Origin of the sequence: Bacillus kwashiorkori, from assembly GCF_001375515.1 — a bacterium.
Taxonomy (GTDB): domain Bacteria; phylum Bacillota; class Bacilli; order Bacillales; family Caldibacillaceae; genus Bacillus_BK; species Bacillus_BK kwashiorkori.
Map to the genome: position 1 here is coordinate 154,776 of NZ_CTDX01000016.1, position 24,934 is coordinate 179,709.

Below are 24,934 nucleotides of genomic sequence, written 5' to 3' on the forward strand. Positions count from 1 at the left end.
CTAACAAGGATATCCTTTGATTAGATCCGTTTTCATTTGTGTGATTTTAACCTTTAATAAAATACCAAATATTATGGAATACTTTCCCTTTATAAAGGGCGCTAATAATTACTAGTGTAATCGGGCCGATGATTAATCCAGCAAAACCTAATAATTTAAGTCCGACGAAAATAGAAATCAACGTAGCGAGGGGGCTAACGCCGATATTAGTTGATACGATTTTTGGTTCCATTAACTGTCTCTGAACGAGAACAATTACATATAGGACAGTTAATCCGATAGCTAATGAATAATTGCTCGTAATAAATTCATAAATAATCCATGGCACAAATACGAAGCCCGTTCCTAAATATGGTAGTAAATCAATAAAACCGATAATGAAAGCTAAAGCAATAGCATAATTAACACGTAAAATTAATAGACCAATTAATACGATGACAGCAGTGATAGAGATTAATGTTAATTGGGCACGAATAAAACCGAATAGGGCTTTTCTTAAATCATAATAAATGCTAATCCCGCTTTCCTTTGCTTTTTGTGGAATAAAATGGCCGACTAACGTTTTTAAACGATACCAATCTTTACTGATAAAAAATGCAGCTAAAATTGTAAAGAGAGTAGCGGTTGCTGCATTCGGAAACCAAGAAAAAATTGCTGGCAATTTAGTTACAATCGTTTGTAGTAAAGTGGCAATATAAGCTGCAAAATCAGTACCAATTTGTTGTAAATTATTTATAATAGTATCTTGTTGGCCCTCTTGTAAATTATTAAACATATTCGTTATTTGGTTAAAAAACGGAATTACTGTTCCCGTTATCCACTGTTCGATGTATGTAATAAATGTCTCGATATGACCTGGAATTGTTTTTGCGAGATACTCTGCACCAGAAAACAATTCATACACTAACAAAGTGAGGAGACTTGCAATGATTCCAAAAATAAATATGAGTACAATTAATACAGAAAGTGCCCGCGGCATTTTCCCTTTTACTTGTAAAAAATTAACAAGCGGATTCATTAAAAACGCAATAAACCAAGCGATAATAAAAGGGTAAAGTAAGGATGATAAGAAATAGAAGCTGACTAAAGCAGCTACAAAGCCTAATACTATACTTAATAACCGCAAGAACCTTTGTAATAATATTGTATTCACTGCAAATCCTCCTAATATTTAATCTCCTACTTTAATATTACAAATTTTTATATGAGAAAGGAAGTTATCTATGCAAGCTTTTATCTTTTTATTTATATTACTTATCATCGGATTTATAGCTAAAAACCAATCATTAATGATTTCTGTAGCGTTTTTAATTTTACTAAAATTAGTCATCCATGATGATAAAGTCTTTAACGTCATTCAAACGAAAGGTATTAATTGGGGAGTAACAATAATTACGATTGCTGTTTTAGCACCAATTGCTACTGGTGATATCGGGTTTAAAGAGTTGCTCGAATCATTAAAATCACCATATGCGTGGATTGCACTTTTCTCTGGTGTAGTAGTTGCGCTTTTGGCGAAAAACGGAATAGTTCTACTTGCTAAAGATCCACATATAACAACAGCACTCGTATTGGGGACAGTACTTGCCGTTACCTTCTTTCGTGGAGTTGCGGTTGGACCGTTAATTGGTGCAGGAATTGCATGGTATGCGATGAAATTTATGGAAGTTTTTACTAAGTAGGTGAGACGATTTTATTATCGAAAGCAATAATGAAAACTTATATTTATATTAATATAAAGTTAACAATCATTTATGAGTGGGAAAAATCGAATACATCATCATAAAATGTAATCTTTTTAGGTTACATTTTTTTAATGTAGACGAGCAAATTCTTCATTTTAACTAAAGGAATGAATCGGTTTTAATAATAAAAAATTGCGTATTTGAATTTGTTTATAATTAACATTAAAAACAAGAATTTGATCTAAAACAGAAAATATGAGCACGAACAATATTGTTCGAAAAGTTTTTTCAATTTGTTTTTCTGATAAAATAATATTTTCTTCACATTATATACACTTTTTATTCACAAATGCTCTTAAATTATTTATAATAATACTTAGATAAAAAATACTTCTCTTTTTTCGTTAAATAGAAATTTCGTTTTGTTAACAATATATAATTTTGTAAGCATTTTCTTTTCCTTTTTCTTAAAACCTATATTAAAATAGATTATAGTACCACATATTAATGTTATTGTAGTAAAGCTTTTGGGTAAGGAATACTAATTTGAAGTTATTTTTTATATTAGGTAACGAACATCGGGGATTTACAGCTTGATTTTTAAAAATTTTAATAACTATCATTATTATTATACTATGATAGATAAATATAAATATCACAGAAAGGGAGAGTTTTTTATGAGTGTAACGAAAGGGTTGGAAGGAGTAGTTGCAACTACATCATCAATCAGTTCTATTATTGATGATACTTTAACGTATGTTGGCTACAATATTGATGATTTAGCGGAAAATTCATCCTTTGAAGAAGTCGTTTATTTACTTTGGAACCGCAGACTGCCCAACACATTAGAATTGGAAGATTTGAAAATCCAGTTAGCTGCCAATGCTAGCGTTCCTGAAGAAGTATTAAACCATTTTAAAACATTTCCAATAGATAAAGTTCATCCAATGGCAGCATTGCGAACAGCAGTTTCTTATCTAGGATTATTTGATGAGGAAGCTGATAATGCAACGGATGAAGCAAATCTTCGCAAAGCCATTCGTTTGCAAGCGAAAATGCCGACATTGGTGGCAGCATTTGCTAGAATTAGAAAAGGACTGGAGCCAGTTGCACCTCGCAAAGATTTGGGTGTTGCTGCTAACTTCCTTTATATGTTAACAGGCGAAGAGCCAGATAGTATAGCAGAAGAAGCATTTAATAAAGCTCTCGTTTTACATGCAGACCATGAATTAAATGCATCGACCTTCACAGCAAGAGTTTGCGTGGCAACGTTATCAGATATTTATTCTGGTATTACATCAGCCATTGGTGCATTGAAAGGGCCATTACATGGCGGTGCCAACGAACAAGTGATGAAAATGTTAACTGAAATAGGTTCTGTCGAAAATGTGGAAGATTATATTAATCAAAAACTAGCAAATAAAGAAAAGATTATGGGATTTGGTCACAGAGTATATCGTAAAGGAGATCCGCGTGCGAAACATTTGAAAGCGATGTCGGAAAAATTAACGAAACTAACAGGCGAACCGAAATGGTATGAAATGTCTGTGAAAATTGAAGACTTGGTGACGAACCAAAAAAATATTCCACCAAATGTCGATTTCTATTCTGCATCTGTTTATCATAGTTTAGGAATTGAACATGATTTATTTACACCAATATTTGCTGTCAGCCGGGTTTCTGGATGGTTAGCACATATATTAGAACAATATGCAAATAACCGTTTAATTCGTCCACGCGCCGAATATAATGGTCCAGGCATGCAATCATATGTGAGACTAGAAGATCGCTAATTTTAACTTTTTTTAATATACTTATAGGTTAGGAGCATGTCTCCTAACCTATCAATATGAACATGGAGGGAAACATAATGACACAAGGAGAAAAAATTACTGTAAAAAACGGGGTTTTAAATGTTCCAAATAACCCAATAATTCCTTTTATTGAAGGTGACGGTACAGGTCCTGATATTTGGGCAAGTGCTTCCCGAGTTTTAGATGCTGCAGTAGAGAAAGCGTATAATGGTGAAAGAAAAATTGTTTGGAAAGAAGTTTTAGCTGGAGAGAAAGCATTTAATAAAACAGGAGAATGGTTACCGGAAGAAACGTTAGACACGATACGTGAAAATATTATCGCAATAAAAGGTCCGTTAACGACACCAATTGGCGGTGGGATTCGCTCGTTAAACGTTGCATTACGTCAAGAGTTAGATTTATTTGTATGTCTTCGCCCAGTGCGTTGGTTTGAAGGTGTTCCATCACCAGTGAAACGTCCACAAGATACGGATATGGTAATCTTCCGTGAAAATACAGAAGATATTTATGCTGGTATTGAATATCAAGAAGGTTCAGCTGAAGTGAATAAGCTTATTGAATTTTTACAAAATGAAATGAGTGTGAAAAAAATCCGCTTCCCAGAAACATCTGGTATCGGAATTAAGCCTGTATCTAGAGAAGGAACAGAACGTTTAGTACGTGCAGCGATTAATTACGCTTTAAAAGAAGGCCGTAAATCTGTTACTTTAGTACATAAAGGAAATATTATGAAGTTTACAGAAGGGGCATTCAAAAATTGGGGTTATGAATTAGCAGAAAAGGAATTTGCCGACAAAGTTTTCACTTGGGCAGAATATGATCGTATTAAAGAAGCGGAAGGGATTGAAGCTGCCAATAAAGCTCAAGCCGGTGCAGAGGCTGCTGGCAAAATTATTGTGAAAGATGCTATTGCCGATATTTTCTTACAACAAATTTTAACTCGGCCTAAGGAATTTGATGTAGTTGCTACAATGAATTTAAATGGTGACTATATTTCTGATGCACTTGCAGCACAAGTAGGTGGAATTGGTATTGCCCCAGGAGCAAACATTAACTATGAAACTGGTCATGCAATTTTTGAAGCAACCCATGGTACAGCTCCAAAATATGCTGGATTAGATAAAGTGAATCCTTCATCGGTTATCTTGTCGGGTGTATTAATGCTTGAACACTTAGGTTGGAATGAAGCTGCTAACTTAATTATTAACTCTATGGAGAAAACAATCGCATCAAAAGTAGTTACTTATGATTTTGCTCGTCTTATGGAAGGCGCAACAGAAGTGAAATGTTCAGAGTTCGGTACAAAATTAATTGATAATATGTAACAAGAGATTTTGAGGCTGTCCTATTAATTTGACAAAACACGACAAAATGATGACTTTTAGTTTAGGCTGTCATTTTAGTATTGTTGTGTAGTGCAAATGAGGGGGACAGCCTCTTCGTTTAACTCAAGCTTAACCATTTGGTTGTTTGTTTTTTACTTCTCCTTCATGTGTGACTAGTCTACAATAGTGGTCTAGGCGCCTACTCCATGCGATACCTCGATTTCCATTTATTCACGTATCATTCCTATTTAATTGCTATACATTATTTGTTAATATGAATCAAATTGTTATAATAAATATAGTTGCTTTAAATATTAATAGATAGCGAATAATCGGAGCTGGAGGATGTCATGAGTAAAAAAATATTAGTTGTAGATGATGAACAATCGATTGTAACTTTATTAGACTATAATCTTCGACAAGCAGGTTTTCAAGTGATTACAGCATATGATGGACAAGCAGGGTTACAGATAGCTCTTTCAGAAAATCCCGATTTCATCGTATTGGACTTAATGTTACCGTTCAAAGATGGGATTGATGTCTGTAAAGAATTGAGAAATAAACAAGTTACAACCCCAATATTAATGTTAACGGCAAAAGATGATGAAATTGACAAAGTGTTAGGTTTAGAACTTGGTGCTGATGATTATATGACGAAACCTTTTAGCCCGAGGGAAGTTGTTGCAAGAATTAAAGCAATTTTAAGAAGGACACAAGAATACAATGAAGTAAATGTAGACAAGTCAGATTTTGATCAAGACTCGGAAGAATCACTGAAAAAAATACAAGTGAGTGCTTTGACCATTTTTCCAGAATCTTATGAGGCTTATTTTGATGGGACGCAGTTGAATTTTACTCCAAAAGAATTTGAATTACTATTATATCTCGTACAAAATAAGGGGAAAGTATTATCACGTGAAGTTTTGTTGAATGCTGTCTGGAATTACGACTTTGTTGGGGACACGAGAATTGTGGATGTTCATATTAGCCATTTGCGTGAAAAAATCGAATCAAATTCTAAAAAACCACAATTTATAAAAACGATAAGAGGCTTAGGTTATAAATTCGAGGTTCCGAAAGAATGAAAAAATTCCGTAATAGATCTATCATTACTTTATCACTTTTAATAATTTTTGTATTAAGCGCACTTGGAATACTGATGGGTGTCCTATTTAAAACGTATTATTTTCATACGGTAAAAGATCATTTAGAAAAAGAAGGTTTGCTTTTAGCTAGATATATTGAAAAATCTGGAGGTATTAGTTTCGTTGATGAAGATATGCTATCGGAAACGAAAAACATATTAAATGCTCGAATAGTTGTTGTGAATCCGAGCGGGTCACTAATATATGATAGTGGCTCCACAGATGGGCAGAAACATAATATTGAAAAGCTAATTACAGAAATTACTAATAACAAAACGCAAGACTCCGGTTTCTTTATCGATGATGAGGAAGAAGTAGAAAAAAATTATTATTGGAAAAAGATTGAAAGTGGAAATGAATCAGATGTGTTAGTTGTTGGAACAACTGGTGACTATTTTCAAACAGCATACCGGCAAATATGGTTCATTTTAATTTCCTGTTTAAGTATTGCCTTCTTATTAATATTATTTATAAGTAAATCCATCATTGATAAAGTATTTAAACCTGTTGACTCTGCAACAAAAGTCGCTATCGAGTTAGCGAAAGGAAATTATCGTGCAAGAACTTATGAAGAAACAAACAAAACATTTAATGGCTTAACTAGTTCGATTAATACGTTAGCTCGAAATTTACAACTTATTACAACGGAGCAAGAGATTCAAACAAATCGTTTAATGACGTTAATCGAAAATATGGGAAGCAGCTTAATCTTTATTGATGATAAAGGCTATATAGTGTTAATGAATCGCATTTTTAAAGAAGTGTTCCATATTGATGACACGAACGGAATTGGTAAGTCTTACCAAGACGTAATAGATGATGAAAACATAAATAAGTTAATAGCGGAAGTTTTTATGACGGAACAAAAAATCCGTAGACAAATTGCTGTGCCAATTGGAATAGCATTCAAGTTCTTTGAGATTTATGGTGCGCCTATTATTAGTCATGACAACGAATGGAAAGGCAGTGTATTTGTTTTTCACGATATTACAGAATTGAAAAAACTAGAGCAAGTTCGGAAAGATTTTGTTGCTAACGTATCCCATGAATTAAAAACTCCGATTACTTCTATTCGTGGTTTTGCTGAAACGTTATTGGATGGGGCATCACAAGATAAAGAAGCGTTAAATTCGTTTTTAACGATTATTTTTAAAGAGAGTGAAAGACTAACTTCCTTAATTCAAGATTTATTAGAATTATCAAGAATAGAACAATCAGGCTTTACAATGCAGATTGAAAAAGTGAATCTCGTTACCGTTATGAGTGAAGTAGTGGCGATTTTAAAAGAACGAGCAGATAAAAAGCAAATTGAGGTAAAGTTCCCTCTTCAACACACTTCATTTTTCATTGAAGGAGATGCACTCCGAATAAAACAAATCTTCATTAACTTGTTATCCAATGCAATAAGCTATACGCTTAATACCGGTGAAATTTCGATTAATTTCCAAGAAGACGATGAAAATATATTTGTCTCCATTACAGATACAGGGATTGGTATGGAAAAAAGTCAAATTCCGAGGATATTTGAACGCTTTTATCGCGTAGACAAAGACAGAAGCAGAAACTCTGGAGGTACTGGATTAGGACTAGCAATCGTGAAACATTTAGTGGAAGCACACCATGGTGAACTTGATGTTCAAAGTGTAATAGGCCAAGGATCTACTTTTACAATAAAGTTTTTTAAAAAATTTCCGCAAAGATAGTTTTTACGATTTTTGTACCTTTTACCATATTGTTATTCAAAAAAATGAAACCTCCATACTACCATTACCGTAATACTAAGTAAGTTTTCATAGAAAGGGAGATTCGATGACTAGTTTAAAACAAATTTATATGATAACAGGTATTGTCATTGGAATAATTTTCTTGGCAATTGTCGGCTTTACTAGCTGGTATACTGTGGATGAATCAGAACAAGCAATTGTTCTAACATTTGGAAAGGCAGAGCCACCAATAACGGATCCAGGGTTAAAATTCAAATTACCTTGGCCAATTCAAACGGTAGAAAAATTATCAAAAGAAACATTTATTGTCCAATTTGGGTATGAAGAAAAAGAAGGGAAATTAATTTCTGAAAATGAAAAAGACACGAAGATGATCACTGGTGATGAAAATATCGTCATCGCAGATTTAGTTGTTCAATGGAAAATCACTGATCCAGCGAAATTTTTATTTAACGCAGATAATCCGAGAGAAATCATTTACGATGCTACAAGTGCATCATTAAGAAGTATTATCGGAAATTCCAAAATAGATGACGCATTAACTTCTGGTAGAGCAGAAATAGAAGGAAATGTTCGTGAACTATTAACGAATTTAATTACAAAATACGATATCGGTGTTTCCATTCTAGCTGTTAAACTACAAGATGTAGAGTTGCCGAATGAGGAAGTGCGGAAGGCATTTACTAATGTAACAGACGCTCGGGAAACGATGAATACGAAAATAAATGAAGCGAATAAATATAAAAACCAAAAACTTAATGAAGCACTCGGTGAAAAAGATGCGATTATTTCTAAGGCAGAAGGGGAAAAGGCAGCCCGATTGGAACAAGCCCGGGGGGATGTTGCTGTTTTTAGTAAGTTATATGAGCAATATAAAACAAACCCAGCTGTAACTAGGGAACGATTAATAATTGAAACATTGGAACAAGTATTACCAAATGCAGAAATTTACATTATGAACGATGATGGTAATACGTTAAAATACTTCCCAATCCGTCCGTTAGAAAATACACAACCAAAGACACAAACTCAGGAAGGAAGTGGCAATAATAATGAGTAATGTCGTGGATATGGAACAAAAAAATGACTTTCCGGTTAGAAAATTTATCAAAATTGGTATTTTCTTTTTCGTGTTAATTGCAGTTCTCGTTTTAGTATTGACTAATGTTTTTATTGCGAAAGAAGGAGAGTATAAAGTAGTTCGTCAATTTGGGGAAGTTGTGCGCATTGAAGACGAACCTGGTTTATACATTAAAATACCATTTATTCAAACTGTTACTACTTTACCAAAATACCAATTAACATATGATGTAACAGAAGCAGAAATTAATACGAAAGATAAAAAACGGATGCTAATAGATAATTATGCAATTTGGCGCATTGCCAATCCGAAAGACATGATAAGTAATGCGAGAACGATTGAAAACGCAATGTCCAGAATGGATGAATTTATTTATTCTGTTGTTAGATCAGAACTTGGTCGCCTCAATTATGATGAAATAATTAATGATGAAAAATCATCTCGCGGCAGTCTCAATGATCGAATAACGGAACAAGTGAATCATTTATTAGCCAATGATAAATACGGTATTATCGTAACAGACGTCCGGATTAAACGGACGGACCTACCTGAAGAGAACGAGCAATCTGTTTATACGAGGATGATTTCAGAACGGGAATCAACAGCTCAGGAGTATTTATCGAAGGGGGATGCAGATAAAAATCGGATTATAGCAGAAACTGACCGGGAAATCCGAGAAATGCTTTCAAAAGCTCAGGCAGATGCAGAAGTAATTCGCGCTGAAGGGGAAGGGGAAGCAGCAAAGATATATAACGAAGCATTCTCTAAAGACCCAGAATTTTATCAGCTGTATCGTACGTTAGAATCATATAAGAAAACAATTAATGATAGAACAGTTATTGTGTTACCGTCTAATTCTCCTTACGCTCGACTTTTACAAGGGTATTTAGATTAATAACGTTCCTTCCTTAAAAGTGTGTAATGAATTTATAAAGCCCGTCGTTTAATTATTTCTTTATTCCGTGTTAGAATAAAGGGAGGAAACGACGGGTTTTTTATGTTGATAATATAAAAAAATAGGGAGGCAATGTCCTTTGAATAAAAAATTAGTTTTAATTGATGGAAATAGTATTGCATACAGAGCATTTTTCGCTTTGCCATTACTTAACAATGATAAAGGAATACATACAAATGCCATTTACGGTTTTGCAATGATGTTAGCAAAGATAATTGAAGAAGAAAAACCGACACATATGTTAGTTGCATTTGATGCGGGGAAAACGACGTTCCGACATTCGACATTTAAAGAATATAAGGGAGGAAGACAAAAAACGCCACCCGAATTATCTGAACAATTTCCGTATATTCGTGAATTATTAAATGCCTATCAAATTGCTCAATATGAATTAGAAAATTATGAAGCAGATGATATTATCGGTACGTTAGCTAAACAGGCAGAGGAACAAGGTTATGATGTGAGAATAGTCTCTGGAGACAAAGATTTAACCCAATTAGCATCTGAGAAAACAACTGTTTATGTAACGAAAAAAGGTGTTACTGATATGGAAGTATATACACCGGATCATATTCTCGAAAAATATGGCTTAACAGTAGAGCAAATAATTGATATGAAAGGCTTAATGGGCGATGCAAGTGATAATATTCCAGGGGTACCAGGTGTTGGAGAAAAAACGGCGATAAAATTATTAAAGGAATATACAACAATAGAGAATCTACTTTCTTCTTTAGATAAAATAAGTGGTAAGAAATTAAAAGAGAATTTGACAACGTATCAAGAACAAGCATTAATGAGCAAAGAATTGGCAATGATTGAACGCAATGCTCCAATCGATATATCACTAGCTAAAATTCACTTTTCCGGTGCAAATGAAAGTCAACTAACTTCTTTATATAAAGAATTAAATTTCCAATCATTGTTAGAAAAAATGCCATCTGCTGCAACTGCCGTTGAAAAACGAGAATTAACTTCTATTAACTTTAAGTTAGTTGAAAAGATATCAGAAGAAATGTTATCCGACAATAGTGCTTTTTACATAGAAATATTGGAAGAAAACTATCATTATGCACCAATATTAGGGTTTAGTATTGTTAATGATTCAGGAACATATTATATTCCACTTCATGTAGCGTTACAATCGGAAACATTTAAAGCATGGTTAAGTAATGAGAAGAGCAGTAAATTTGTATATGATGTAAAACGTTCCATCGTATCATTAAGAAATCATGGGATTGAATTAAAAGGTGTGCAATTCGATTTACTAATTGCGTCCTATCTTTTGAATCCTTCAGAAACTATTCAAGATTTTAGTGATGTTGCCAGAACCCATAATTATACGGAAGTCCTTTCTGATGATGTTGTTTATGGGAAAGGGGCAAAACGGTCTCCATTAACAGATGAAAAAAGAGCAGAACATATTGTAAGAAAAGCAGTTGCTATTTATGAATTAAAAGATATACTCCTAAAGGAACTAACCGATAATGAACAATTTGATTTATATAAGCAATTAGAAATGCCATTATCGGTTATTTTAGCAAAAATGGAAAGTACTGGAGTAAAACTGGATATTCAGCGAATACAAGAAATGGGTACCGAAATATCTGGACAATTAAAAGCTATAGAAGAACGAATATTCGAGTTGGCAGGGGAAAAATTCAATATTAACTCTCCGAAACAATTAGCAGTTATTTTGTTTGAAAAACTGGGCTTGCCAGTGATTAAAAAGACAAAAACTGGTTACTCCACAGCAGCAGATGTGTTAGAGAAATTGCAACATGAACATGAAATTATTGAACAAATATTACATTATCGTCAGCTCGGTAAGCTCCAATCAACTTATATTGAAGGATTATTAAAAGTTGTTAATAAAGAAACTGAAAAAGTGCATACTCGTTTTAATCAAGCATTAACACAGACAGGACGATTAAGTTCTACTGACCCTAATTTACAAAATATCCCGATTCGTTTAGAAGAGGGGAGAAAAATTCGCCAAGCATTTGTTCCATCCGAACAAGATTGGGTCATATTTGCAGCCGATTATTCTCAAATTGAACTACGCGTATTAGCTCATATTTCTGGTGATGAACGGCTTATTGATGCTTTCAAAAATGGACATGATATTCATACAAAGACGGCAATGGATGTTTTCCATGTATCGGAAGAAGAAGTAACAAGTAATATGCGCCGCCAAGCAAAAGCTGTTAACTTTGGGATTGTATATGGCATAAGTGATTATGGCTTATCACAAAACTTAGGGATTACGAGAAAGGAAGCAGCTCAATTTATAGATAAATACTTTGAAATCTTTCCGGGCGTGAAACAATTTATGAGTGATATCGTTCAAGAAGTGAAACAAACTGGTTATGTTAAGACCTTGCTAAATCGACGCCGTTATATCCCGGAAATTACGAGCCGTAATTTTAATATTCGCAGCTTTGCTGAACGGACAGCGATGAACACACCAATTCAAGGTAGTGCTGCGGATATAATTAAAAAAGCGATGGTAGACATGGCTGAGCGATTGACGCAGGAAAAACTGAAAGCACGACTATTATTACAAGTACATGACGAATTGATTTTTGAAGCACCGAAAGAGGAAGTAGAGAAACTTAAAATCATTGTTCCAGATGTAATGGAAAATACAATTGAATTAAAAGTACCATTGAAGGTGGACTATGCATACGGCCCAACTTGGTTTGATGCGAAATAAAAGCGTAAGTAGAAAGAAGTGTAATAGATGCCTGAATTACCAGAAGTAGAAACGGTAAGAAAAACGTTGGAAAAATTAGTGATTGGCAAAACAATTGCTTTTGTAGAAGTATATTGGCCGAAGATTATTAAGGAACCTGCTGATATCGATGAGTTTAAGCTTTTGTTAAAAGGACAAACAATAAGAGAAATTGGTAGGAAAGGAAAATTTCTCATTTTTTATTTAGATGATATCGTACTCGTATCTCATTTGCGAATGGAAGGGAAATATGGAGTTTATCCAAAATCCGAACAATTAGATAAACATACCCATGTCATTTTTTCTTTTACCGATGAAACGGAACTACGCTATCGAGATGTTCGTAAATTTGGGACGATGCATGTTTTTCCGAAGGGGACAGAGTTTGACAAGCTGCCGTTATCCCGTCTAGGACTAGAACCCTTTACTAAACAATTTACAACAGCCTATTTAAAAAAATCTTTAGAAAAAACGACAAGAAATATTAAAGCAGTTTTACTCGATCAAACAATTGTCACTGGCTTAGGTAATATTTACGTGGATGAAGCATTATTTCGTGCAAAAATTCACCCTGAAAGAATTGCTAACACTCTTTCTGATAATGAAATAAAACAATTAAGAAAACAAATAATTGCCACGTTAGAAGAAGCGGTAGCAAAAGGGGGAAGTACCATTCGCTCCTATGTTAACTCCCAAGGAGAAATAGGCATGTTTCAATTGGAATTAAATGCTTATGGTCAAACAGGTCAGCCGTGCAAGCGCTGTGGCACTGCTATTGAAAAAATAAAAGTTAGCGGGAGGGGCACTCATATTTGTCCTAAATGTCAACGACTATAAACTTACCTACGTGAAAGCCACCCACCTTATCATTTGAAATAATGAAAAGTACGTAAATTGTGGAAGAAATACCCATTCATGTTCATTTTAGTAATAGCGTAAGCGTAAAGAACGCTTTGAACAAAAGAAAAGCTCCCCTCATACAATAGGATAGGTGTTGTAGAGGAGGGAGTTTTTTCGTTTATGGATATTTTCGTCCTATTGTTACTAGCATTAGCAGTAAGTATTGATAGTTTTTCAGTCGGTTTTACTTACGGATTAAGGAAAATGATCATTCCGTTTCATGCAATCGTTATTATTGCATGTTTTTCAAGCTTGTCACTATTTTTTGCTTCAGTTTTAGGAAAATATATTGGGAAAATATTATCAGAAAATGTTAGTAATACAATCGGCGGGATAATTCTTATCTTACTAGGCGTGTGGGCACTATTTCAATTTTTTCGTGAGCATAAAGAAGAAGTTGTAACGAATGAAAGTAAAGTTTTGTTCAAATTAGAAATGAAATCAATTGGGGTAGTTATTCATATATTAAAAAAGCCGATGTCTGCGGATTTAGATCGTTCTGGGTCCATTAAAGGTTTGGAGGCAGTATTGTTAGGAATTGCATTATCCTTAGATGCATTAGGCGCAGGACTTGGTGCATCTATGCTCGGGTTTTCACCAATTTTACTAGCAATTACCGTTGGAATCATGAGTGCCGGCTTTGCTTTTATAGGAATAAAGATTGGCGCATCGGTTGCAAATGTCAAATGGGTCGAAAAATTTTCTTTTATTCCAGGGTTATTACTCATATTAATCGGTTTATGGAGGATATAAACGATAAAATGTTCGCTTTTTTCCATGAGATAATGCTAAAATAGAGGAAAAACTTGGAGGGACTCGACGTATGACAGTGACGATAGCAATTACTGGTGGAATCGCGACAGGAAAATCAACCGTCAGTAAGATGATTCAAGAACTAAAGTTTACAGTTATAGATGCAGATATGGCAGCGAGGAAAGTCGTTGAGCCCAATGAATCCGCATATAAAGAGATAGTTGAAAAATTCGGGAAGGAAATTTTACAACCTGATAAAACAATTGACCGTGCAAAGTTAGGTTCGATAATTTTTCATGATGAAAACAAGCGAAAACTACTGAATTCTATTGTTCATCCAGCAGTTAGAAAGCAAATGCATGAAGAAATAGAGTCTGCTGTTCAACGGGGTGAAAGGGCTATTTTCTTGGATATCCCGCTATTGTATGAAAGTAATTTAACACATATGGCAGAAAAAGTGATTGTAGTTTATGTTGATCAAGAGACACAGTTGGAGAGATTAATGGCTAGAAACCATTTGTCAAAGGAAGATGCTCTTGCTAGAATTCAATCTCAACTTTCCATTGAAGAAAAGCGGAAACTAGCAAATGCAGTTATCGACAACCGTAGTACAATTGCCTATACAAAGCAACAACTAATGAATATATTGACTGAATGGGGCATTCTGTAAGTTCAGAACAACAATGAATACTTCTATAAAACAATTTTCATCAAGATAATCAATAACCATGGCATCTTAAAAGGAAAGTAGCTGCCATGGTTTTTTTATGGAAAATTTAATGTAAAAGTATAACACATTTCCTATTCTTTCCAAAAACAGAATGGAACGCTTGTCGAAATATAACTCTAAATAATTAATTGAAAAAACAAGGCAATATTATTATACGTCTTACATAATATATGTTATACTAATTAACGGTAATATAACAAAATGTACATCATAAAACAGGAGGCTCATGATGGGGAGAAAAATAGCAATTAACGGTTTTGGCAGAATTGGGCGGATGGTTTTTCGAAAAGCAATGATGGATGAAGAATTGTCAGTAGTAGCAATAAATGCAAGCTATCCAGCGGAAACGTTAGCACATTTAATTAAATATGATACAGTACATGGGAAATATCCTCATGATGTTGAAATTGGTGAAAATAGTTTAATAGTTAATGGGAAAAAGGTTCTATTATTAAATAACCGAAATCCAGAACTATTACCGTGGGATAAATTACAAATAGATATTGTCGTGGAAGCAACAGGAAAATTTAATTCGCGTGACAAAGCAGAATTACATTTGAAGGCAGGTGCAAAAAAGGTAGTATTAACTGCTCCTGGGAAAAATGAAGATGTCACAATCGTTGTAGGGGTAAATGATTGTGATCTTGAGATTGATAATCACCATATTATTTCCAACGCATCTTGTACTACTAATTGTTTAGCACCTGTAGCTAAAGTATTAGATGAGCAGTTCGGAATTGTAAACGGTTTTATGACGACGGTTCATGCTTATACAAATGATCAAAATAATTTAGATAATCCGCATAAAGATTTACGTAGAGCTAGGGCTTGTGCACAATCCATTATACCAACTACGACAGGAGCAGCGAAAGCAATTTCAAAAGTATTGCCACAGCTATCAGGAAGACTGCATGGTATGGCATTACGAGTACCAACACCGAACGTTTCTTTAGTTGATTTAGTAGTTGATTTGGAAAAAGAAGTGACGATAGAGGAAATAAATGCAGCATTCCAAACAGCCAGTGAAAATAAGTTAAAGGGAATTCTAGATATCACATTCGAACCACTCGTTTCCACTGATTTTAATACAAATGATCATTCCTCGATTGTTGATGGTTTATCAACAATGGTAATTGATAGTAAAAAGGTGAAAGTTCTAGCTTGGTACGATAATGAGTGGGGATATTCCTGCCGTGTCGTTGATTTAGTAAAAATAGTTGCCAATGAAATGAATAAGCAGATGGAACTAAGTACAATTTAACTGTCCTTTTCTTTTATAGTTGATTATCATATAGTGGATACTTTATGTGCAGTTGAAAAATTCCACTTGCAACAATCAGCTCTTGTCCATATATACAAATAAATATGAAAGCAAGGCTTAATTCCAAAAAAGGTACAAAACATGAAAAATTGTCTTTGTACCAGGGTTAAGCCTTTTTTATGTTAGTGACAAGTATGACTAACTTAAAAAAAGCATAAAATGATTAAGATGGATGGAAGAGAAACTCTTGTTTCAACGAAATAAGTGGAGATGAAGACTTTCGACTGATGGATTCTGCATTTTTTGCAGTTTTTTATTGAAAAGTAAATAGAAACAAAGTATACTAGGAATCGTGTAACAAAATTAACTACTTAAAGGGTTAGGACCTCTTCGGACTAACTTTCCCCCGTGGTAGTTATACGTTTCATGTACACTCTTTTGAAACTAATTGTCTGTACAGGAAAATTGGAAAAGGGGGGGCTCATATGGAAACAGTGGGTCGACATGTCATTGCAGAATTATGGGGTTGTAACTTCGAAAAGCTCAATGACATTGATAAAATTGAAAAGATTTTTGTGGAAGCTGCATTAAAATCAGGAGCAGAAATTCGTGAAGTTGCTTTTCATAAATTTGCTCCACAAGGTGTGAGTGGTGTCGTTATTATTTCAGAATCGCACTTGACCATTCATACATTTCCAGAACATGGATACGCTAGTATCGATGTATATACTTGTGGTGATTTAGATCCGACAATTGCAGCAAATTACATTGCCGAAAGCTTAGAAGCAAATTCCCGGGAAACGGTGGAATTGCCTAGAGGAATGGGCCCAGTTCAAGTGAAAAAGGTTAGAGACTCCTTTGTTTACTAAGGCTCTTTTCAAAATGAACGTTGTTTTTTAAAAAAGTATTAATCCAGGTGTTGTATATTTACGTACAATGCCTTTTTTTATTTAGTGAAAATGTAGTAAAATAATAATATATTTAAGAAAAAGTTATAAATAATAGAGAAGAGAGAGGTAAATATTTTATGAGTAGAAAAAAATCTATATTCCAACGTTTTCATAAACAACTTGAAACGAGAGACGACCATTTTGATGATGAATTAAGAAGCCATTATTATAAAACATCTTTTGATAAAGTTTTTCAAGCCGTAACAGAAGTGTTTCAAAAAGATCAAACAATGGAGATTTCTTCCACTTCAAAAGAAAGAGGAGAATTAGCCATTCACATGAAAAAAAATCCACATGCATTTATCGTAGTAACGGTTATTCAAACCCGTCCATTTGAAACTGCTGTAGATTTCATGGTATCTTCTGATAAGTTTTCCATTATTGGACTTTACCCAGCATTAAAAAAAATAGTCGTTGGATTATATAAAGAATTGGATAAAAAGCTACCATCCATTGGCGTTAAATGACAAATACCTCAGTAAGCTCTTAAGTTCTATAGAATGAGAGAAAATATAATTTAGTCGGAGGTGTTATCTTTGAGATGTCCAACATGCTCATCTGCTAACTCAAGAGTTATTGATTCTAGACCAGTGGATGAAGGCCGTTCCATTAGAAGACGGAGAGAATGTGAAGATTGCAGTTATCGATTTACAACATTTGAAAGGGTTGAAGAGTATCCGCTAATTGTTATAAAAAAAGGCGGTACCCGTGAGGAATTTAGTAGAGATAAAATATTGCGCGGATTAATTAAAGCGTGTGAAAAACGTCCAGTAACATTAAATCAATTAGAGAATATTACAATGGAAGTAGAAAAAGAACTACGAAATATTGGGATTCGTGAAGTAAAAAGCGAATCTATAGGTGAAATGGTGATGGACAAGCTAGCGAAAATCGATGAAGTATCCTATGTTCGTTTTGCTTCCGTTTATCGTCAATTTAAAGATATTAATGTATTTATTGATGAACTGAAGGAGTTACTTAGGAAAGACGGAAACGAAAAATGAAAAACTGATAGAAGTTAATAATGTAGGTTAATGTATTTGTTGAAAAGTGAGTGCTTGGACCGATAACCAACAATTAAGTTTGGAGACGCTTTGTATTAAATAAAATTAATGGGGTTGTTTGTATGGAGCTACATTGGAAAGAATTAATACCTGGTGATCAATATGTCGTTTCAGTGGATGGCCCTTTTAATGAAGGTGATCGAAAGGTATTAACATTACTTTACCAACCACTCATTGGACCATTATGTATAAGTTTATACATGACATTGAAAAATCAGCTGGAGGAGAATCGACTACTTTCAGAACCTGTATCACATTATTTTTTAATGAACATCTTAGATGAAAATTTGAAAAACATTTATTATGCACGGTTAAAATTAGAAGCAATCGGTTTACTAGAGACATTTGTAAAAACCGAGGATGAAACACGATCTTTTCTTTATAAGCTAAACGTTCCTTTATCTGCTAGTCAATTTTTTTCGGATGGCTTATTAAATATATATTTATATCAAAAAATTGGTCGAGACTATTATAATCGGCTTCGTCATTCATTCATTGATAAACCGATAAATCTGACGGAATATGAAAAAACAACGAAAGCGTTTCATGAAATTTTCCATTCTGCTAATCCATTGGCAGTAATGAAAAATGCGGATATAGAAATAGAGAACCCGAACACAATTATACAAAGTAGAGGAGAACCTGCTCCAATCATTATTGAACAAGACTTATTTGATTTTGATTTACTATTCGCTGGGATAAATGAACAAATTGTTCCTTTAAATGCTTTTACACCACAAGTGAAACATGTAATTACAACACTTTCTTTCTTATACGGAATTGATCCGATACAAATGAAACATCTCGTAATTGAAGCTAGAACGGAACAACATACGATAGATATTGAAAAGTTACGGAAAGCTGCAAGGGATTGGTATTCCATTGAACATTATAACAAATTACCGCAATTAGTAGATCGTATTCAATCCCCAGTTTATCATTCCGCTATTGATCAACCGAGAACACAGGAAGAACGATTAATTCGTTATTTAGAAACAGTGAGCCCGAGAAAATTGTTAGAAGATTTATCTGATGGCTCTGAACCAAGCACATCGGACATTCGGCTAATTGAAGAAGTGATGTTAAAGCAAAAACTAACACCGGGTGTCACCAATGTACTTATTCAATACTGTTTATTAAGAACGGATATGAAGCTTCAAAAAACATATGTTGAAAAAATTGCATCTCATTGGTCGCGAAAAAAAATAAAAACTGTTCCAGAAGCAATGGAATTAGCGAAAAACGAACACCGCCAATATATTGAATGGCAACAAACGAAAAAAGAGAAGAAACAGCCTGTAACAAGAAAACCAATCCGTACCGAAAAAGTACCAAGCTGGTTCGATAACAAAGAAACAACAGAGACGCCAATAGACATAGAAAAATTCGAAGAAGAAAAACGAAAAATGGAAGAACGCTTAAAAAAATATAAGTGAAGTCCACCCGTTTAGTAGAGTTAGAAAAAAGGAGGTGCGAGATGGAGAAAATAAGCGATACGTTAAAAAAATTTAAAGGTCGTGATCATATTCAAAATCGCCTTGCAGCGATGCGTGAAGAAATATTGGCGAATGAAGATGTCCGCCGCTTTATTGCCGAAAATAAGAATCAAGTAACCATGAAAATGATTGACCAAAGTTTAAATAAATTATATGAATTTATTTCACAAATAAAAGAAAATAAAGAAAATCATACGTTAGCAGAATGTCCAAACTTAATTCCAGGATATGAACCGAAACTTATTATTAACAGGAATGTCATTGATATAAAATATGTTCCATGTAAATGTAAAATCGTAGCAGACGAACTTAAAAGTAGAGAAAAGTTAATCCAGTGCATCCATATTCCGAAAGAAATTGTCGAAGCAACGATGAGTGAGGTTATTCTTGATACCCCAAACCGGATTAAAGCAATTGATAAAATAGAACAGTTTATTACGGAATATGAAATAGGTAATTTTCGAAAAGGTTTGTATTTATACGGACCATTTGGAACAGGAAAGACGTATTTATTAGGTGTAGTCGCAAATGAATTGCAAAAGAAAAATATTGCTTCCACCATTGTCTACGTCCCCGAATTTATTCGGGAAATGAAACAAGCAATCAGTGATGGTAATTTGGATAATAAAATTAATGCACTCAAAACAGCTCCATTATTAATGTTTGATGATATAGGGGCAGAAACAGTTTCTAGTTGGGTTCGTGATGAAGTGATAGGACCGATTCTTCAATATCGAATGCTGGAGAAATTACCGACATTTTTCACTTCTAATTTTGATTTAACAGAATTGGAACACCATTTAACATATTCTCAACGTGGTGAAGAAGAAAAAGTTAAGGCGCGACGCATCATTGAAAGAATACAATTTTTATCAGAACCGATAATGATTGACGGAAAAAATAAAAGAAATTAATCACCTTTGAAAATAATATCAAATTAACTTCTAAATTGACCAAGCTCCCCATATATATGAAACAGGAATTCCTCATAGGGGGGACAAAGCTTGGTCATTTTTTTTGATAATCATAATGATATCCAATATTTATACGTGATATTGCAGAAGCAAAAGTTGAACGTTCAAAAAAGACAACTGGAACTTATCATTCAGCATGAAATAAATGAACAAAATGTTATTTTTAAAAAGCTGCACTATGCATTGAAAAAATTAATAATGGAAAAAAAACGTAATGAAATTTGTAAAAAAATTTTACAAGAAGACTATTTTTACCATGATCCAAATGAACAGGAACAAATCATTCAAATGCTACAATCGATATTAACAGGAAAAAGAAAAGACTTATATATCGAGACTGATTTCGTTCAACTTCAAGAAAAAGTGGATGATGCCATAATAGAGGTGTTGCAATTAAACACATCCTTCTCATTTGATGCTTTTCTCACCTTCAGACTTCGTTTTTATGTAGAAAAATTTCCGACATTACTTGAAACTGCCATTGATGAATACAAGCTAGAGCAAGAATACCAAATGTTTATCCATTTTTTACGAGGATTTTTAACTGGCAGAAAGTCACAAATGGATTGTGTGTATATAATTAATGAAGAAGATTTTATTTTCTTAGATGAAAAAAAGCAACAAATGAAACGTTCTGATTTAAATCGGCGGATTGATCGGAAATTAATTTCAAACCATCCAATCTATGTTGATTCTACAACGATTGCACCGTTAATCTCGCTTGCACCGAAGCAAATATTTTTATACACAAATAATCCGGATCAAGGCATTATCCAAACATTGAAAAATGTATTTGAAGAAAAATTAATCGTCTTGCCATTACAATCAATAGCGGAATTGAAAAAGATGATAAAAAATCCTTGCTTTTTATCTCGTGAAAAACTATAATAATACATAATTTAATCGGAATAAACGAAAAGTGATGCAAAGGACATGGGTTTTTTATTACGGTTTCCAGAGAGGGAAGCATTGGTGAAAACTTCCTAACACGAATAAAAAGCTTACCACCTTTAAACTGCAGTTATGAAAAAGTGAGAAACTTGAGTATTATCTGCCGGCAACAACCGTTACTGTACTGAGTCGTCTTATTTTCTTGGTTTTTTTCAGAGAATTCTGACGAGAATCAGGGTGGAACCACGGGTATAATTTAACTCGTCCCTATATGAGGGACGGGTTTTTTATTTTCCCAAACTTTGCATTTACAATTATTTCGGAATGGAAAGATGTGTTTGTACGATAAAAACTTTATCGGAACAAAACGGATTTTGAAATGTTTTTCACTAAAAGGAGGATTTTACAATGTCTGAAATGATTCAAGTTACTTTCCCAGATGGAGCAGTGAAGGAGTTTCCAAGAAGTACAACAACAGAAGATATTGCTGCATCGATTTCCCCAGGATTAAAGAAAAAGGCATTGGCTGGAAAATATAACGGTGAACTAGTGGATTTACGCACACCGCTTGAAGCTGATGGTGCTATACAAATAATTACTGAACAAGACGATGAGGCATTGGAAATCATGCGCCACAGCACTGCCCACTTAATGGCACAAGCGATTAAACGTTTATTTAAAAACGTTAAACTCGGTGTTGGTCCAGTTATTGAAAATGGGTTTTATTATGATATGGACCTCGAGGAATCAATCACACCAGAGGATTTACCAGCAATTGAAAAAGAAATGAAAAAAATAATTAATGAAAATTTAGAGATTCACCGTAAAGTCGTTAGTCGGGAAGAAGCAATCCGCATGTATCAAGAAATTGGCGATGAATATAAATTAGAACTTATTGAAGCAATTCCTGACGGAGAATCGGTCACTATTTATGCACAAGGGGAGTTTTTTGATTTATGCCGTGGTATTCACGTCCCTTCAACAGGAAAAATTAAAGAATTTAAATTATTAACTATTGCTGGTGCTTATTGGCGGGGTGATAGCAATAATAAAATGTTGCAACGAATTTATGGAACAGCATTTTTCAAAAAGGCTGATTTAGAGGCCCATTTAAAAATGATAGAAGAGGCTAAAGAGCGAGATCATCGGAAGCTCGGTAAAGAATTAGAAATATTTGCTATCAACCAACTAGTTGGTCAAGGTCTTCCATTATGGCTTCCAAAAGGAGCAACTGTGCGCCGGACAATCGAACGTTATATCGTTGATAAAGAAATTAGCCTTGGTTATGATCACGTTTATACACCAGTTCTTGCCAATGTCGATTTGTATAAAACGAGCGGCCACTGGGATCATTACCATGAAGATATGTATCCACCAATGGATATGGGCGATGGGGAGGAATTAGTCTTGCGACCGATGAACTGCCCACATCATATGATGGTTTATAAAAATTCCATGCATTCTTACCGCGAACTGCCAATTCGAATTGCAGAACTTGGTACAATGCATCGTTATGAAATGAGTGGAGCTTTGTCAGGTCTTCAACGGGTACGTGGAATGACGTTAAATGATGCCCATATTTTTGTTCGGCCAGACCAAATTCAAGAGGAATTCAAACGAGTAGTTGAGTTAATTATGGAAGTATATAAAGACTTTAACATCACAGATTATTCATTCCGATTAAGTTACCGTGACCCAGAAGATACGGAAAAATATTTTGACGATGATGAGATGTGGGAAAAGGCGCAAAGTATGCTGAAGTCGGCAATGGATGACTTACAGTTGAATTATTTCGAGGCAGAGGGAGAAGCTGCTTTCTATGGTCCAAAACTCGATGTTCAAGTAAAGACAGCAATTGGAAAAGAGGAAACTTTGTCTACAGTTCAATTGGACTTCCTACTACCTGAACGGTTTGATCTAACTTATATTGGCGAAGATGGCAAACCACATCGACCAGTCGTCATTCATCGTGGTGTCGTTTCCACGATGGAACGTTTCGTCGCTTATTTAATCGAAGAATATAAAGGAGCTTTCCCAACATGGCTTGCACCAGTTCAAGTACAAGTTATTCCAGTTTCTCCAGAAGTTCATTTTGATTATGCTAAATCTGTCCAAGAAGAGTTGAAACGTGCTGGAATTCGAGTTGAACTAGATACTCGTGAGGAGAAAATTGGCTATAAAATTCGTGAAGCTCAAATTCAAAAAATCCCATATATGCTTGTTGTCGGTGATAAAGAAGTAGCAGAACAAGCGGTGAACGTCCGGAAGTATGGTGAGCAAAAATCAGAAACAGTGTCATTTGCCAACTTCCTTGAACTTATTAAAAAAGAAGTAAACATATTGAAGTAAGTTTTTAGATAAAATTATGGTTTGCTTAGTGGTTGATTTAAATGATCGTCTCGAGATAACGGGGCGATTTTTTTTCACAGTTTTTTACTGAAGAGGTTTAAAATCATAACGGGATGAAAAAGGTAAAATATTCATTATTTAGGAAAAAATCTATTCATTCCCGGTTCTATAAGATAAATGAAAAAAGAGAAGGGTGAAGTAATGTTAAAATATCCGGTGCAGACAAGTTTAGAAGATAAGCTAAAAATTGTCGAGAAAATTAAAGATAATTATTTAAATCAATATAGAGCGCACATAATAGCAATCGGAGTATATGGTTCTATAGGAAAAAATATAGCTGGGCCGTATTCAGATATAGAAATACATATTGTAATTGAAGAAGAGGCAATTGTGGCAGAATATGAATTTATTTACGAAAATATTAAAATTGAAATCGATGTGAACACGAAATCACAACTGCTAAAAGAAGCGCAAACGATTGATGAAATGTGGCCGATTGTTGCAGGTTCTTATGCAGAAGTGTTGAAAATTTATGATCCTACAGATTTTTTTTCTGAACTTAAAACAACGGTTTTAACATATGACGAAGCAAAGTTTACAAATGCCATCCGCCAATTTATGATTGATGAACTATACGAAACGATGGGGAAAATTAGAAATAATTGGTACAATGGAAATCTCAATTATTTGCCTCAAGGAGCAATGGATTTTGCTTGGGAAATCGCCGTATTAATCGGCCTTGTGAATAAGAAGTACTATACAACAAGGGCAACTACTCTGCAAGAATCATTAAAAATGAAATACATACCGGAACACTATCATGAACTCGTTACACTTATTTTAGAGGGTGATCTTCAAAATAAAGAAAAACTATATAAGTACTGTGAATCCGTTTGGACGGCTGTTAATCAATGGTTAACAAAACGTGGTATTCAATATTTTGTAAATGAACTTCCTTGTTAAGCTCTAATATAGTAAAAATAAAATTATCTATTGTCAGCGACGTTTTTTTTTGTTATATTATTACTTGTGTTTTAAAAAAACGAATTTGACATCATGTCTGACATATGCTATATTAAGTGAAGTGAATTGAATACAGTTTGTGG

General features: G+C 34.1%; 21 protein-coding genes and 2 other annotated features (1 of these 23 running past the window's edge). Of the genes, 20 read left to right on the forward strand and 1 reads right to left on the reverse strand.

Going from position 1 to position 24,934, the window contains the following annotated elements:
• Nucleotides 1-46 precede the first annotated feature (46 nt).
• On the reverse strand, nucleotides 47-1,153 hold the full coding sequence (ytvI, locus tag BN1242_RS09965; RefSeq protein ID WP_062355167.1) for a sporulation integral membrane protein YtvI: 1,107 nt from the start codon (nucleotides 1,151-1,153) through the stop codon (nucleotides 47-49).
• A gap of 70 nt (nucleotides 1,154-1,223) precedes the next feature.
• Here ytvI and BN1242_RS09970 point away from each other — a divergent pair, with 70 nt between their 5' ends.
• The 20 genes from BN1242_RS09970 to BN1242_RS10065 all read left to right on the forward strand — a co-directional run bounded on the left by BN1242_RS09970 (nucleotide 1,224) and on the right by BN1242_RS10065 (nucleotide 24,791).
• Nucleotides 1,224-1,682 (forward strand): DUF441 domain-containing protein, encoded by a 459-nt coding sequence (locus BN1242_RS09970; protein WP_062355170.1) that lies wholly within the window; start codon nucleotides 1,224-1,226, stop codon nucleotides 1,680-1,682.
• 680 nt (nucleotides 1,683-2,362) lie between these two features.
• Complete coding sequence (citZ, locus tag BN1242_RS09975) at nucleotides 2,363-3,478, forward strand: citrate synthase (RefSeq protein WP_062355173.1); 1,116 nt, start codon at nucleotides 2,363-2,365, stop codon at nucleotides 3,476-3,478.
• Nucleotides 3,479-3,555: 77 nt separating this feature from the next.
• Nucleotides 3,556-4,824 (forward strand): NADP-dependent isocitrate dehydrogenase, encoded by a 1,269-nt coding sequence (icd, locus tag BN1242_RS09980; protein ID WP_062355176.1) that lies wholly within the window; start codon nucleotides 3,556-3,558, stop codon nucleotides 4,822-4,824.
• Between the two features lie 350 nt (nucleotides 4,825-5,174).
• On the forward strand, nucleotides 5,175-5,909 hold the full coding sequence (locus BN1242_RS09985) for a response regulator transcription factor (RefSeq protein WP_062355179.1): 735 nt from the start codon (nucleotides 5,175-5,177) through the stop codon (nucleotides 5,907-5,909).
• The gene (pnpS, locus tag BN1242_RS09990) at nucleotides 5,906-7,672 is read left to right on the forward strand and encodes a two-component system histidine kinase PnpS (protein WP_062355182.1); all 1,767 of its coding nucleotides are present in this window, start codon (nucleotides 5,906-5,908) and stop codon (nucleotides 7,670-7,672) included. The genes BN1242_RS09985 and pnpS overlap by 4 nt, the downstream gene beginning before the upstream one ends.
• 106 nt (nucleotides 7,673-7,778) lie before the next feature.
• The gene (gene hflK / locus BN1242_RS09995) at nucleotides 7,779-8,753 is read left to right on the forward strand and encodes an FtsH protease activity modulator HflK (RefSeq protein ID WP_062355185.1); all 975 of its coding nucleotides are present in this window, start codon (nucleotides 7,779-7,781) and stop codon (nucleotides 8,751-8,753) included.
• Nucleotides 8,746-9,669: a protease modulator HflC gene (hflC, locus tag BN1242_RS10000; protein WP_062355187.1), complete on the forward strand. Its 924-nt coding sequence runs from the start codon at nucleotides 8,746-8,748 to the stop codon at nucleotides 9,667-9,669. The genes hflK and hflC overlap by 8 nt, the downstream gene beginning before the upstream one ends.
• A 139-nt stretch (nucleotides 9,670-9,808) precedes the next feature.
• Nucleotides 9,809-12,442, forward strand: coding sequence for a DNA polymerase I (polA, locus tag BN1242_RS10005; RefSeq protein WP_062355189.1), 2,634 nt, complete (start codon nucleotides 9,809-9,811; stop codon nucleotides 12,440-12,442).
• Between the two features lie 27 nt (nucleotides 12,443-12,469).
• Nucleotides 12,470-13,297, forward strand: coding sequence for a DNA-formamidopyrimidine glycosylase (gene mutM, locus BN1242_RS10010; protein WP_062355192.1), 828 nt, complete (start codon nucleotides 12,470-12,472; stop codon nucleotides 13,295-13,297).
• Between the two features lie 183 nt (nucleotides 13,298-13,480).
• A complete protein-coding gene (gene ytaF, locus BN1242_RS10015; protein ID WP_062355195.1) occupies nucleotides 13,481-14,113 on the forward strand; it encodes a sporulation membrane protein YtaF in 633 nt (210 codons plus the stop codon).
• Nucleotides 14,114-14,183: 70 nt separating this feature from the next.
• Complete coding sequence (coaE, locus tag BN1242_RS10020) at nucleotides 14,184-14,783, forward strand: dephospho-CoA kinase (protein ID WP_062355198.1); 600 nt, start codon at nucleotides 14,184-14,186, stop codon at nucleotides 14,781-14,783.
• A gap of 289 nt (nucleotides 14,784-15,072) precedes the next feature.
• The gene (locus BN1242_RS10025) at nucleotides 15,073-16,104 is read left to right on the forward strand and encodes a glyceraldehyde-3-phosphate dehydrogenase (protein WP_062355201.1); all 1,032 of its coding nucleotides are present in this window, start codon (nucleotides 15,073-15,075) and stop codon (nucleotides 16,102-16,104) included.
• Nucleotides 16,105-16,589: 485 nt separating this feature from the next.
• Nucleotides 16,590-16,973, forward strand: coding sequence for an adenosylmethionine decarboxylase (speD, locus tag BN1242_RS10030; RefSeq protein WP_062355205.1), 384 nt, complete (start codon nucleotides 16,590-16,592; stop codon nucleotides 16,971-16,973).
• Nucleotides 16,974-17,131: 158 nt separating this feature from the next.
• Nucleotides 17,132-17,521 (forward strand): hypothetical protein, encoded by a 390-nt coding sequence (locus BN1242_RS10035; RefSeq protein ID WP_062355208.1) that lies wholly within the window; start codon nucleotides 17,132-17,134, stop codon nucleotides 17,519-17,521.
• A 69-nt stretch (nucleotides 17,522-17,590) separates the two neighbouring features.
• Entirely contained in the window at nucleotides 17,591-18,058 is a 468-nt protein-coding gene (gene nrdR / locus BN1242_RS10040) for a transcriptional regulator NrdR (RefSeq protein WP_062355211.1), read from the forward strand.
• A 122-nt stretch (nucleotides 18,059-18,180) separates the two neighbouring features.
• On the forward strand, nucleotides 18,181-19,554 hold the full coding sequence (locus tag BN1242_RS10045) for a replication initiation and membrane attachment family protein (RefSeq protein WP_062355214.1): 1,374 nt from the start codon (nucleotides 18,181-18,183) through the stop codon (nucleotides 19,552-19,554).
• Nucleotides 19,555-19,595: 41 nt separating this feature from the next.
• Nucleotides 19,596-20,528, forward strand: a complete 933-nt coding sequence (dnaI, locus tag BN1242_RS10050; RefSeq protein ID WP_062355217.1) for a primosomal protein DnaI — start codon at nucleotides 19,596-19,598, stop codon at nucleotides 20,526-20,528.
• A 90-nt stretch (nucleotides 20,529-20,618) separates the two neighbouring features.
• A complete protein-coding gene (locus tag BN1242_RS10055; RefSeq protein ID WP_062355220.1) occupies nucleotides 20,619-21,476 on the forward strand; it encodes a putative sporulation protein YtxC in 858 nt (285 codons plus the stop codon).
• A gap of 25 nt (nucleotides 21,477-21,501) precedes the next feature.
• Nucleotides 21,502-21,751 (forward strand) — a binding site (T-box leader).
• A gap of 136 nt (nucleotides 21,752-21,887) precedes the next feature.
• Complete coding sequence (thrS, locus tag BN1242_RS10060; protein WP_062355223.1) at nucleotides 21,888-23,828, forward strand: threonine--tRNA ligase; 1,941 nt, start codon at nucleotides 21,888-21,890, stop codon at nucleotides 23,826-23,828.
• 201 nt (nucleotides 23,829-24,029) lie between these two features.
• Nucleotides 24,030-24,791, forward strand: a complete 762-nt coding sequence (locus BN1242_RS10065; protein WP_062355227.1) for a kanamycin nucleotidyltransferase C-terminal domain-containing protein — start codon at nucleotides 24,030-24,032, stop codon at nucleotides 24,789-24,791.
• Nucleotides 24,792-24,930: 139 nt separating this feature from the next.
• Nucleotides 24,931-24,934, forward strand: a sequence feature (ribosomal protein L20 leader region) (it continues 129 nt past the right edge of the window).